Raw genomic sequence first — 12,054 nt, 5'->3', positions numbered from 1 at the left:
ACATGGAAGAACTCGTCAATCTGTTTCACGGCTTCGCGGTCGCTCTGGAGCCCTTCAACATCGCCGTGATGATACTCGGCATCGTGCTTGGCGTGATCATTGGCGTGCTGCCTGGTCTCGGCGGCGCCAATGGTGTCGCCATCCTGCTCCCCCTCACCTTCAGCATGCCGCCGACCTCGGCGATCATCATGCTGTCTTGTATCTATTGGGGCGCGCTGTTCGGAGGTGCGATCACCTCGATCCTGTTCAATATCCCGGGCGAACCATGGTCGGTGGCGACCACCTTCGACGGCTATCCGATGGCCCAGCAGGGCAAAGCCGCGGAATCGCTCACCGCCGCGTTCACCTCCTCTTTCGTTGGCGCACTGTTTGCCGTCATCATGATCACGCTGGTCGCGCCACTGGTCGCAGGCTTCGCCTTACGATTCGGGCCCGCGGAGAAATTCGCGGTCTATTTCCTCGCCTTCTGTAGTTTCGTCGGATTGAGCAAGGAGCCGCCATTCAAGACCATTGCGGCCATGATGATCGGCTTCGCGCTCGCCGCCGTCGGCCTCGATTCCATTACCGGCCAGCTTCGCCTCACTTTCGGCTTCACCGAAATGCTGAACGGTTTCGACTTCCTGATCGCGGTCATCGGCCTGTTCGGCCTGGGCGAAATCTTCCTGACCATGGAAGAAGGCCTCAACTTCCGCGGCGGCAAGGCGAAGATCGACCTGCGTGTCGTGCTGCGCACGTGGATGAGCCTGCCGCAATACTGGATGACGTCGCTGCGCTCCTGCATCATCGGCTGCTGGATGGGCGTCACGCCCGCGGGCGCAACACCGGCCTCTTTCATGAGCTACGGCATCGCCAAGCGCGTGTCGAAGAACGGCAAGAATTTTGGCAAGGGCGAAATCGAGGGCGTCATCGCGCCGGAGACCGCCGCGCATGCCGCCGGCACCTCGGCGCTGCTGCCGATGCTGTCGCTCGGCGTCCCCGGCTCGCCGACTGCAGCCGTGCTGCTCGGCGGTCTGCTGATCTGGGGTCTGCAGCCCGGTCCGATGCTGTTCGTCGAGCAGAAGGAATTCGTCTGGGGCCTCATCGCCTCGATGTATCTCGGCAATCTGGTCGGTCTGATCATCGTGCTGACCTGCGTGCCGATCTTCGCCGCCATCCTGCGCGTGCCATTCAGCATCATCGCGCCGCTCATCCTCGTGCTGTGTGCGATCGGCGCCTATTCCGTGCACAACTCCACGTTCGACGTGGTGATGATGCTGGTGTTCGGCGTGATCGGCTACGCACTGAAGAAATGTAACTATCCGCTGGCACCGCTGGTGCTCGCCATCGTGCTCGGCGACAAGGCCGAAGAAGCCTTCCGGCAGTCCCTGCTCGGCTCTCAGGGATCGCTCGGGATCTTCTTCTCCAATCCGCTGGTCTCGACCATCATGATCCTTGGTCTCATCGCGCTGTTCTGGTCGGTGATCTCGAACGGCCTGGCCCGCCTGCGCACACGTACTGCAACAGCGTAACGACAGGTCAAATAGCCGTTCAAAAACAAAAGCCGGCGGATTTTCCCGCCGGTTTTTGCTATTGGTTGAAGGCCAGCCCTTCTGCGGCGCAACATTCAGTTATGCGAAACTAGCTGCGACAAATTGTCAAAATTCCGCTTGTTAGTTGGCATATCATATACCAAACTCCCGGTTGCAGCTGTCGAACACGCAATAGAACAGCGCATTAGGAGGAAGTATGACTGATGCAGTTCACGGAGCGGCGCCCACGGCCGCGCGGGTCAGCGATGCCTATCGCTGGACGCAACTCGCTATCGGCGTCGGCGCCATGGTGATGATCGCCAACTATCAATACGGCTGGACGTTCTTCGTCCCCGACATCCAGAAAAAATTCGGTTGGGACCGCGCCTCGATCCAGTGGGCCTTCACGCTGTTCGTGCTGTTCGAAACCTGGCTGGTGCCGGTCGAGGGCTGGTTCGTGGATAAATACGGCCCGAAGATCGTCGTGCTCGTCGGCGGCATCCTCTGCGGCCTGGGCTGGGCGATCAATGCGCAGGCCACCACGCTCAACGGATTCTATCTCGGCATGATCATCGCCGGCATTGGCGCCGGCGGCGTCTACGGCACCTGCGTCGGCAATGCGCTGAAGTGGTTTCCCGACAAGCGCGGCCTCGCCGCCGGCATCACCGCCGCCGGCTTCGGTGCGGGCTCCGCGCTCACCGTGGCGCCGATCCAGGCGATGATCAAGGATTCCGGCTTCCAGACCACGTTCCTCTATTTCGGTCTCGGCCAGGGCATCATCATCGTGCTCCTCGCCTTCTTCCTGTTCGCGCCGAAGGCCGGCCAGGTCCCGACGGTGGTGCAGAATGCCAACATCATCCAGACCCGCCGCAACTACGCGCCCACCGAAGTCATCCGCCACCCGATCTTCTGGCTGATGTATTTCATGTTCGTGATTGTGGGCGCCGGCGGCCTGATGGTGACCGCGAACCTCAAGCCCATCGCCGCCGACTGGAAAATCGACAATGTGCCGGTGACACTGATGGCGATGACGATGACCGCCGTCACCTTCGCCGCCACCATCGACCGCGTACTCAATGGCCTGACGCGTCCGTTCTTCGGCTGGGTCTCCGACATGATCGGCCGCGAGAACACGATGTTCATCGCCTTCGGCATGGAAGGCCTCGGCATCTGGGCGCTGTATATGTGGGGCCAGGATCCCCTGTGGTTCGTGCTGCTGTCGGGCTTCGTGTTCTTCGCCTGGGGTGAGATCTATTCGCTCTTCCCGTCGACCTGTACGGACACGTTCGGCGCCAAATTCGCCACCACCAATGCCGGCCTGCTCTACACGGCAAAAGGCACCGCGGCGCTGCTCGTGCCGGTCGCGAACTACATGCAGCAATCGTCCGGCCATTGGGACAGCGTGTTCCTGATCGCCGCCGGCGCCAACATCCTCGCCTCGCTGCTGGCCCTGTTCGTGCTCAAGCCGTGGCGCAAGGTGGTCGTGGCCAAGGCGATGAACTGACGCCGGAAAGCGGTTTCTCAAACCGTCGAAATGCGCTCATTCGCGGGGATGAGCGCATTTTTCGTGTGGCAGTCCTTGTGGCAGATCAGAGGCGTCACGAAGGCAGAGAAAACTACCGTGGCATACCAGATAAAGCGCTACGAAATCTCGTGATACCGAAAACGCACGACAAAAACGGCGAGAAACGGCAGCATCACTGTCCCATTTGCGGATTTTGGTTGTAATCCGCGATATCACGCGTTGACAACTGGCATACCATATACCAATCTCATTGTCGCGAGATCGATCCTCAGCCGATCGGCCCAAGGAAAAATCGAGTGGAAATCGAGGGAGGTTGCCATGCAAGTCGGAGACGTTCTGCGTCGTAAGAGCACCCGTATCGCCACGGTCCGGATGAATGAGACCGTCGCCATCGCCGCCCAGCTGCTGCGCACGGCGAATATCAGCGCGCTGGTGGTGAAGGATGTGTGCCGCACCGAAGGCAACACCGCGGTCGGTATGTTCTCCGAACGCGACGTGGTGCGCGCGATCGCCGAGCACGGCGCCGCCGGCGTCAATCGCAAGGTGTCGGACATGATCTCGGTGCAGCAGCTGATCTCCTGCTCCTCCACCGACACGCTCGAACATGTCCGCCGCCTGATGAACCGTCATCACATCCGCCACGTGCCTGTGATCGACGACTACACGCTGGTCGGCGTAATCAGCATCCGCGACATCAGCCGTGCGCTCGATCGAGACGACGCGCCGCAGCTGCATGCGGCAGTGGCGTAGCCCGTCGGGCGGATGAGGCGAAGCCGTCATCCGCCGTTCTTCGCCAAATACACTCCGCCGGCGGGTTACGCTTCGCTCATCCGCCTACGGCCGAGGTGTGGCTGAAGTCGAGAACCATCAGCGTTTCATCATAATATCGGTTGCCATACTTGGACGCTTTTATCTCTCGGCCAAACGCCTCAAAGCCGGCACTTTCATAGAGCCGCACAGCAGGTTCGTTGTCGCTCACCACGCTTAGCTGAATCAACTCGACGTTTTCACGAGCGACCTCCAGAGCGGCATTCAACAAAAGCCGCCCGATGCCGGCATTTCTCAGGCTCGGTCGAACATACATGCCAAACAGCCTGCCCTTATGGGCATTGGGGTCCCCTTGCTGAATAGCGAAGCCTGCCATCCCAACAAGCTCGTCGTCGCGAAACGCACCCATCACATGCGCGTCTTCAAGTCGGCCCGCGAACCAGGACACATCCAGTCTGGACTCCAGCTCAACAGTGCTGCGTAGCAACTCCGGCCGCTCTGCCAGTGCCTCCAGCCGAATGGCTTTGAAAGCCGCAGCGTCGTCTGATCTCAAGCGTCGGATTGCAGTCACAGCGCCCATGATCAAGCTCTTCTGGATGACTCAAGTCGCCATTCTAGAGCGCGACATTAGCAAAACAACGAGATTGCCATGGGGCTTGCGACATCGTTACTCCACGATGCCGCCACAGCTTCACGCCGCCGTGGCCTGATCGACCTCGCGTCCCGGACCTGCGGGCCATGAAGAACGTGCGCTTGCGTTCCACGTGATGCTTCCTCATACAGCGGGCATGACCGCTGCATCCCTTCCGCAAGAGATTGACCCATACCTCAGGGATTGGGCTCTCGTCCCTGACGGTCCTCTGATCACCACACGTTCGAGCTGGGTGTTACCCGTTCTCTGCCAATCCGAGCCTGCGACGCTGAAAGTCGCGCGCATTCCCGATGAGCACGCCGGATACCAGCTGATGTCGTGGTGGAACGGACAAGGGGCGGCGAAGACCATCGCCGCTTCAAACGGCGCGTTGCTTCTGGAGCGCGCCACCGGCCCGCGCAGTCTGGCTCACATGGCGCGTTCGGGACGCGATGATGAGGCCTGCCGCATCCTCTGCCGGACAGCCGAACAACTGCATGTCCGGCGTTCGGAACCTTTGCCCGAGCTGTATCGCCTGGATATCTGGTTCCAGCCGCTTTTCGATCTGTCGCCAAGCCATCCGGTCCTGGCACCTGCGGCAGAGCAAGCTCGGAGACTGCTGGCAGATCAACGTGACATCCGGCCGCTGCATGGCGATCTTCACCATGACAACGTTCTCGACTTCGGCGAACGTGGGTGGCTCGCCATCGATCCGCATGGGCTGGTCGGCGAGCGCATATTCGACTTTGCCAATATCTTCACCAACCCGGACCTTGCCGATCCCACGCAACAGGTGGCGACGCTGCCAGGGCGATTTGAAGCGCGTCTCGGCATTGTCACGGAAGAGACCGGTATCGAAACCGTTCGCCTTCTCGAGTGGATCGTGGCCTGGACAGGACTTTCCGCAGCCTGGTTTATCGGGGACGGCGATCACGCCGGCGCGGAGATCGACCTCCAAGTCTACGCGCTGGCGCAGCAATTGCGCGGGCGATGACATCGCCGCATTCGAAGCGATCCCCGCCATTCCGGTCGCATCATCAAATGATGGGAGCGCCAAAAGGTGCGGGAATTGGCCGACGCTACGTCCCTTACCCGTAACGCGACGGCTAAATCAGTTTCTGCTTTGATGGACTCGTGTCCCGGACGCGATGCGGCATGCTTATGCCGCTTCGCAGAGCCGGGACCGCAACGAACGCCGAGCTTTTCACGGTCCCGGTTCTGCGCAGCAGCGTTGTCGACGATGCGACGCATCGCCTGCGCTGCAGCGCGCCCGGGACACGGTTCTAGGTTAAAAATACCTAGCTCTTCACCATCGCGATCGACACCTGGCGGATATCGCCTTGCGAGGTGATCGATACCGACTGCTTGTTACCCGTCGTCGTCAGCGTGATATTCGCGGTGAAGACAGGCGAGTCGGCCACAACATTGATCCGCCCTCCACTCGCACGCCCCTGCAGGCTGCCGCTGATGCCACGCGAGGTCTCGCTCCACGAGCCCGAGACACGCCCGCCCTCGCTCACCACATCGCTGCTGAGCTCGAACTTGTAGCTGTCGCTGGCGCAGCGCAGTGACTGTTGCAGCGCATTGTCGCCGGACGACACGCGATAGCTGGCGCGGCAGCGCAGCCGTTCCTTCGATCCGTCGGAAAGCATAATCGTGCCCGAGCCGGACCAGGCGCCATGCATTCCCGCGAATGGCGATTGCGCGAAGGCCGGCGTGGCCGCTGCGAGAATGCATGCCGCCAGACCGGCGACTGCCACAAAAGCTTTCTGTGAAGTCATCATGGAAGGTGTCCTTTTCGAACGACGCCGGTCGCGTCGCATCATTTGTGCCGGCATCGTGTCGGGTGGTTCATTGCTTCTTCCGTAGGGCGGATGAGCCGAAGGCGTCATCCGCCGGCCGACTTCAAAGTTGAAACTCCGCGGCGGATGACGCTTCGCTCATCCGCCCTACGGCATTGCTTCACAGCAGCTTGTCGGGTGTGATCGGCAGATCGCGGACGCGCTTACCGGTGGCGTTGAACACCGCATTCGCGACGGCAGCGGCGACGCCGGCGATACCGATCTCGCCGATGCCGCGCGCACCCATCGGCGTGCGGGGATCGGGAATGTCGGTCCAAACAACGTCGATCTCCGGTACGTCCATGTGAACCGGCACATGATAGTCCGCCATGGATGCGCTCATGATGCGGCCGTTGCGCGGATCGAGCAGCGTCTCCTCGGTAAGCGCCATGCCGATGCCCATGATCATGCCGCCCTTGAACTGGCTCGTCGCCGTCTTGGGATTGAGAATGCGCCCGCAATCGAAGGCGCCGACAAGGCGATCGATGCGGACCTCGCCGGTCACGTCGCTGACGCGCAGCTCGCAAAAAATCGCCGACCGGCTGTGCATCGAGAATTTCAGCATTTCCAGCGGTGCGCCGCTCTCGCCCGTCGCGCTGACGTCGTTGCGTGCCGCGCGCTTGAGGATCGACGCAAAACTCTCGTAGCGCGACGGCTCGCCGATCTTGCGCAGACCGTGATTGGCGAACTCGACCTCGCTCGCCCGCAAGCCTGCGAGCGGCGTGTCGTTGCCTGCGAGCCGCAGCAATTCGCCCGCGAGTTTGCTGCTGGCCGCATTGATGGCCGCACCGAGCGAGGCCGTCTGGGAGGAGCCGCCGGCAAAGCTGGCGAATGGCAGGCTGGTGTCGCCGATCCTGACCGACACATGTTCTAGCGGCAGGCCGAGACGGTCGGCGGCATGCTGCCGCTGCACCGTGGCGGTGCCCATGCCCATCTCATGCGCGGCGCTGGCGACGGTCGCGTATCCATCGCTATCGATAGTGATTTTCGCCGACATGCCGGGCATGCGCGCATAAGGGAAAGAGCCGGTTGCGCAGCCCATTCCGATCAGCCACTCGCCATCCTGATGCGACCGCGGCTGTGCCGCGCGGCGATGCCAGCCGAACCGCGCTGCGCCGAGATCATAGGCCAGCATCAGGTCGCTTTGCGAACGGGGAGCGCCGCTCACCGGATCGCTGTCGCCGATATTGCGGCGCCGGAGCGCAATCGGATCGATGCCCAGCTCATGCGCAAGCTCGTCCATCGCACTCTCGATGGCAAAGGTCCCCACCGCCTCGCCCGGCGCACGCATGAACGTGTTCGCCAGCAGGTCGAGATCGATCGTGTGCTGCACGATGTCGTGACTGTCCGACGCATAGAGCGAACGGCTCGCCAGCGTGAAAGCTTCATCGCAGGCGCTGTGCGGCTGTTTCACCGAATAGCCGTGATGGAGAACGGCCGTCAGCTTGCCATCGGCAGCGGCGGCGAGCGCCACGCGCTGCTCGGTCTGCGACCGGCCGCCGATCAGGCGATGCATGCTCGCGCGCGACAGCGCGATGCGCACCGGCCGCCCGGCGAGCTTCGCCGCAGCCGCGCCGAGGATCTGGTGATCCCACAGCGCCTTGCCACCGAATGCGCCGCCGACATAGGGCGAGCTGACATGGATCTGGGTTTCCTTGATACCGAACACCTTTGCGAGCGACCCGGCCGTGCCGTTCAGCGCCTGGGTGGCGTCATGGATGATCAGGCGGTCACCGTCCCAGGCGATGGTCGCCGCATTGGGCTCGATCGGATTGTGATTGTGCCAGGGCGTCCGATAGACCGCATCGACACGGCCTGCCGCTGCCTTGAACGCGGCATCGGCGTTGCCGCGCTTGAGCCGGTTGGGCTCGATCATTAGCGAGTCCGGCGTTTGCGCATGCGCCTTCGCATCGTCGAAGCGTGTCCGCGCCACGGCCTGTTCATACTGCACTGATATCAGCGAGGCCGCGTGATCGGCCTGTTCCTGCGTCTCCGCCACCACGACGGCCACCGTCTGGCCGTTCCAGCGGATCTCCGCATCCTGCATCACCGGCAGGATGTTGTTGCCGGCGGCCTTGAGATTGGTGAGGCCGATCGGCGGCGGCAGCGCCAGTTTTGGCGCATTGCGATGGGTCATCACCAGCACGACGCCCGGCGCGGCCTCGGCCGCCGCGAGGTCGAGCTGCGCGATCTTTCCGCGCGCGATGGTCGAATGCACGAAGGCCGCGTAGGTCAGCCGGTCCATACGCACTTCGGCGGCGAAGCGCGCGGCGCCCCGCACCTTGTCGGGACCGTCGATGCGCGACTGCTGCGTGCCGAGCACCACGCGCTTGTCGATCAAGGGATCGGGCACACCGCCCGGTAGCCAGCTCGACGGCACATAGCCCATCGCCGTACGGACACCGCCGACGATCGCGTTCTGCAGCTTGCTCATGCGCGCCCTCCTGCCAGTTCGCCGAGAACGGCGGCCATGGTTCGCTTGGCGAGTTCGACCTTGAAGGCGTTGGCGTCGGTGGGTTTGGCCGCAGCGAGTTCGGCTTCGGCCGCGCGGAGGAAGTTGTCTTGCGTCGGCGCTTCGCCGCGCAAGGCGTCTTCGGCGCGCATCGCACGCCACGGCTTGGCCGCCACACCGCCGAGCGCGATACGAACATCCCTGATCCGGCCGTCGGCCACATCCAGCCCGGCCGCGACGGACACCAGCGCGAAAGCGTAACTCGAGCGATCGCGCACCTTGCGGTAGCGCGAATGCGCGGCGGCCGCGCTCGGTGCAATCGAGACGGCCGTGATCAATTCGCCCGGGCGCAGCACGGTCTCGATGTCGGGACGCGTGCCGGGCAGCTGATGGAAATCCACCAGCGGAACATGCCGCGTGCCGTCGGCGCCGCTGACATGCACCGTCGCATCCAGCGCCGCGAGTGCCACGCACATGTCGGACGGATGCGTCGCGATGCAGTGGTCCGACACGCCGAGGATCGCGTGATTGCGGCTCAAGCCATCGATGGCATCGCAGCCGGCACCGGGCTGGCGCTTGTTACAGCGCGAGCCGGCGGCGTCATAAAAGTAGGCGCATCGCGTCCGCTGCAGCAGATTGCCGCCGACCGTCGCCATGTTGCGGATCTGCGCCGAGGCGCCGGCCAGCAAAGCGCGGGACAGCATGGGATAGCGCGCGCGGACCACGGGATGCGCAGCCAGCGTGCTGTTGCGGACGGCCGCGCCGATCACGAGGCCGCCATTGCCCTCCTCCTCGATGGAGGCCGGCATGCGGCTGACATCCACCAGCGCGGCCGGCGCCTCGATATTCTGCCGCATCAGATCGACGAGATTGGTGCCGCCGCCGAGGAAGCGGCAGCGGCTGGCATCCGCGAGGGTCAAGGCTTCGGCCGCGTCGGTCGCGCGCTGATAGTGGAACGGCGTCATGCTGCGTCTCCGATGAGCTCGCCTTCGATGGCTTCGACGATTCCGTTATGCGCGCCGCAGCGACACAGATTGCCGCTCATGCGCTCGCGAATTTCCTCGCGCATCCGGGGGCCCGGCCCCACGGCGAGATCGGCGGTGACATAGCTGGGGTCGCCGCGGCGCAGCTCGTCCATCATGGCGACGGCGGAACAGATCTGGCCGGGGGTGCAATAGCCGCATTGCAGCCCGTCATGGGCGATGAAGGCCTGCTGCAACGGATGCAGCGCGCCATCGCCGTTCGACAGCCCTTCGATGGTCGTCACCGATCGCCCGTCGACCTGCACGGCCAGTGTCAGGCAGGACAGCACCCGCTGGCCGTCGACGATGACGGTGCACGCACCGCAGGCGCCCTGATTGCAGCCGAGCTTGGTACCGGTCAGGCCGACGCGCTCACGCAGCAGATCAAGCAACGACACCCTGGGGTCATCGGGCAGCGGATATTCGGTACCATTGACGGCAACAGCCACGGGCGCCTCCTCCTCCGGCCGGCATTCGACATGAAGCCGGCGGGCACCCCCGAAATAATACGAACTTCGTAATGTTCAAGTTTCGTTGCCGGCGATTTTTTCTGTGAGCCGAATCAACTCGTTACGCTCGATAGGGTCGAGGGACCGCAGCATCATCTGACAGGCGGCGCGATAGCCCGCAGCCAGATCCTCGACCGCCCCCCGGCCCTTCTCGGTGGCGGTGAGCGCCACGGACCGGCGGTTATCCTCGGGGCGGCGGCGCTCGACCAGGGCCTTCTTCACCAGCCGGTCGATGGCAGAGGACATCGTGGTCATGGCGACATTGAGATAGCGGGCGACATCGCCCATCAAACATCCGGGATGTTCCTCGACATAGACCAGCGTCTGCGCATCGAGGGCGTTGAGCGCGTTGTCGGCGGCAGCGGCGGCTTCGGCGACCTTGAATTTTCGCGTAAATCGCTCGAAGGCGCGCGTCAGCTGCTCGATCTGCTGCGGGGTCGGCTCGGTGGCTGTCTTGGTCATGACGCCGACAAAAGCATGTTCGCCCCGTCAGTTCCAGCGATGGCAGCTCGCGCCACGGAATGTCTGCGATCTCCATTGGTCATGCATGAGGTTGCGCATGGGCCCATGCCCGGATGCGGTAGACAATGCCGCGTGCCACCGGCATCCTCCGCCGCGAACAAACAACAACCAGATCGGCCCGCGTCGAAAGCGCGCCACGGGGAAACCAGAGGACCCATCATGATCAAGACACGCTTCACCGAACTCGTCGGCGTCGAACACCCGATCGTCCAGGGCGGCATGCAGTGGGTCGGCCGCGCCGAGCTGGTCGCCGGCGTCGCCAATGCCGGCGCGCTCGGGCTGATCACCGCGCTGACGCAGCCGACTCCGGAAGACCTGACCAAGGAAATCGCGCGCACCCGCGAGATGACCGACAAGCCGTTCGGTGTGAATCTCACAATTCTCCCGACCATCAAGCCGCCGCCTTACGCCGAGTATCGCCAGGCCATCATCGAGGCCGGGATCAAGGTGGTGGAGACCGCCGGCAACAAGCCGCAGGAGCATGTGGACGAATTCCGCAAACACGGCATCAAGGTGATCCACAAATGCACCAGCGTGCGCCATGCGCTCTCCGCCGAGCGCATGGGCGTCGACGCCATCTCCATCGACGGTTTCGAATGCGCCGGCCATCCCGGCGAGGACGATACGCCCGGCTTGATCCTGATCCCGGCCGCCGCCAACAAGGTCAAGATTCCGATGATTGCGTCCGGCGGCTTCGGCGACGGACGCGGCCTTGTCGCAGCACTCGCGCTCGGCGCCGAGGGCATCAACATGGGCACGCGCTTCATGTGCACCAAGGAAAGCCCGATCCATCAGCTGGTGAAGGAGCGCATCGTCGCCAATGACGAGCGCGCCACCGACCTGATCTTCCGCACCATGCGCAACACCTCGCGCGTTGCCAAGAATGCGGTGAGCCAGCAGGTGGTGGCGATGGAGAAGCAAGGCGCGACCTTCGAACAGATCAAGGATCTCGTCGCCGGCGCGCGCGGCAAGCTGGTCTATTCCACCGGCGACAGCGAGGACGGCATCTGGTCGGCCGGCCAGGTCCAGGGCCTGATCAACGACATCCCGTCATGCCAGGAACTGGTGTCGCGCATCATGCATGAGGCGGAGACCATCATTCGCGGTCGCCTCGATGCGATGCTGTCGGGCGCCCGGCGTCAGGCCGCGGAGTGATCACAACGGCGAAATGCCATTGCGCACTTCCGGGTGTCCCGGACGCGATGCGGCATTCTTTATGCCGCTTCGCAGAGCCGGGACCGTCACAAACTCCGGCGACTGATACGGTCCCGGCTCT

The 12,054-nt window shown here is 63.3% G+C and carries 11 protein-coding genes; 5 read left to right on the top strand and 6 right to left on the bottom strand.

Going from position 1 to position 12,054, the window contains the following annotated elements:
• The first annotated feature begins 2 nt into the window (after positions 1-2).
• The 3 genes from E0H22_RS10990 (at position 3) to E0H22_RS10980 (ending at position 3,783) form a co-directional block, all read left to right on the top strand.
• Positions 3-1,508: a tripartite tricarboxylate transporter permease gene (locus E0H22_RS10990; RefSeq protein ID WP_233025677.1), complete on the top strand. Its 1,506-nt coding sequence runs from the start codon at positions 3-5 to the stop codon at positions 1,506-1,508.
• A gap of 217 nt (positions 1,509-1,725) precedes the next feature.
• On the top strand, positions 1,726-3,012 hold the full coding sequence (oxlT, locus tag E0H22_RS10985) for an oxalate/formate MFS antiporter (protein WP_233025676.1): 1,287 nt from the start codon (positions 1,726-1,728) through the stop codon (positions 3,010-3,012).
• A 339-nt stretch (positions 3,013-3,351) separates the two neighbouring features.
• The gene (locus E0H22_RS10980; RefSeq protein WP_233025675.1) at positions 3,352-3,783 is read left to right on the top strand and encodes a CBS domain-containing protein; all 432 of its coding nucleotides are present in this window, start codon (positions 3,352-3,354) and stop codon (positions 3,781-3,783) included.
• 76 nt (positions 3,784-3,859) lie between these two features.
• On the opposite strand, the gene E0H22_RS10975 is transcribed toward E0H22_RS10980, so the two are convergent.
• Positions 3,860-4,381, bottom strand: a complete 522-nt coding sequence (locus tag E0H22_RS10975; RefSeq protein WP_233025674.1) for a GNAT family N-acetyltransferase — start codon at positions 4,379-4,381, stop codon at positions 3,860-3,862.
• A 208-nt stretch (positions 4,382-4,589) separates the two neighbouring features.
• Here E0H22_RS10975 and E0H22_RS10970 point away from each other — a divergent pair, with 208 nt between their 5' ends.
• Positions 4,590-5,426 (top strand): APH(6)-I family aminoglycoside O-phosphotransferase, encoded by an 837-nt coding sequence (locus E0H22_RS10970; protein WP_233025673.1) that lies wholly within the window; start codon positions 4,590-4,592, stop codon positions 5,424-5,426.
• A gap of 304 nt (positions 5,427-5,730) precedes the next feature.
• Here the strand turns inward: E0H22_RS10970 and E0H22_RS10965 are convergent, their stop codons facing one another.
• From E0H22_RS10965 to E0H22_RS10945, 5 genes are all read right to left on the bottom strand, one after another.
• Positions 5,731-6,216, bottom strand: coding sequence for a hypothetical protein (locus E0H22_RS10965; protein ID WP_233025672.1), 486 nt, complete (start codon positions 6,214-6,216; stop codon positions 5,731-5,733).
• A gap of 178 nt (positions 6,217-6,394) precedes the next feature.
• Complete coding sequence (locus tag E0H22_RS10960; protein ID WP_233026284.1) at positions 6,395-8,662, bottom strand: xanthine dehydrogenase family protein molybdopterin-binding subunit; 2,268 nt, start codon at positions 8,660-8,662, stop codon at positions 6,395-6,397.
• A gap of 41 nt (positions 8,663-8,703) precedes the next feature.
• A complete protein-coding gene (locus E0H22_RS10955) occupies positions 8,704-9,690 on the bottom strand; it encodes an FAD binding domain-containing protein (RefSeq protein WP_233025671.1) in 987 nt (328 codons plus the stop codon).
• Positions 9,687-10,196, bottom strand: a complete 510-nt coding sequence (locus E0H22_RS10950; RefSeq protein ID WP_233025670.1) for a (2Fe-2S)-binding protein — start codon at positions 10,194-10,196, stop codon at positions 9,687-9,689. The genes E0H22_RS10955 and E0H22_RS10950 overlap by 4 nt, the downstream gene beginning before the upstream one ends.
• 75 nt (positions 10,197-10,271) lie before the next feature.
• The gene (locus E0H22_RS10945; protein ID WP_233025669.1) at positions 10,272-10,718 is read right to left on the bottom strand and encodes a MarR family winged helix-turn-helix transcriptional regulator; all 447 of its coding nucleotides are present in this window, start codon (positions 10,716-10,718) and stop codon (positions 10,272-10,274) included.
• Positions 10,719-10,937: 219 nt separating this feature from the next.
• Between E0H22_RS10945 and E0H22_RS10940 the strand changes: the two genes are divergently transcribed.
• On the top strand, positions 10,938-11,933 hold the full coding sequence (locus tag E0H22_RS10940; protein ID WP_233025668.1) for an NAD(P)H-dependent flavin oxidoreductase: 996 nt from the start codon (positions 10,938-10,940) through the stop codon (positions 11,931-11,933).
• The last annotated feature ends 121 nt before the right edge of the window (positions 11,934-12,054 follow it).

The organism is Rhodopseudomonas boonkerdii, from assembly GCF_021184025.1.
In the GTDB taxonomy this organism is placed as follows: Bacteria; Pseudomonadota; Alphaproteobacteria; order Rhizobiales; family Xanthobacteraceae; genus Tardiphaga; species Tardiphaga boonkerdii.
The sequence above is the reverse complement of the archived record's forward strand: the minus strand, read 5'-3'. Positions and strand labels throughout refer to the sequence as shown.

Excerpts from the sequence above, each read along its gene's own strand:
- E0H22_RS10990 (WP_233025677.1), top strand. The coding sequence starts at position 3 with ATGGAAGAACTCGTCAATCTGTTTCACGGCTTCGCGGTCGCTCTGGAG.
- oxlT (WP_233025676.1), top strand. The coding sequence starts at position 1,726 with ATGACTGATGCAGTTCACGGAGCGGCGCCCACGGCCGCGCGGGTCAGC.
- E0H22_RS10980 (WP_233025675.1), top strand. The coding sequence starts at position 3,352 with ATGCAAGTCGGAGACGTTCTGCGTCGTAAGAGCACCCGTATCGCCACG.
- E0H22_RS10975 (WP_233025674.1), bottom strand. The coding sequence starts at position 4,381 with ATGGGCGCTGTGACTGCAATCCGACGCTTGAGATCAGACGACGCTGCG.
- E0H22_RS10970 (WP_233025673.1), top strand. The coding sequence starts at position 4,590 with ATGACCGCTGCATCCCTTCCGCAAGAGATTGACCCATACCTCAGGGAT.
- E0H22_RS10965 (WP_233025672.1), bottom strand. The coding sequence starts at position 6,216 with ATGATGACTTCACAGAAAGCTTTTGTGGCAGTCGCCGGTCTGGCGGCA.
- E0H22_RS10960 (WP_233026284.1), bottom strand. The coding sequence starts at position 8,662 with ATGGGCTATGTGCCGTCGAGCTGGCTACCGGGCGGTGTGCCCGATCCC.
- E0H22_RS10955 (WP_233025671.1), bottom strand. The coding sequence starts at position 9,690 with ATGACGCCGTTCCACTATCAGCGCGCGACCGACGCGGCCGAAGCCTTG.
- E0H22_RS10945 (WP_233025669.1), bottom strand. The coding sequence starts at position 10,718 with ATGACCAAGACAGCCACCGAGCCGACCCCGCAGCAGATCGAGCAGCTG.
- E0H22_RS10940 (WP_233025668.1), top strand. The coding sequence starts at position 10,938 with ATGATCAAGACACGCTTCACCGAACTCGTCGGCGTCGAACACCCGATC.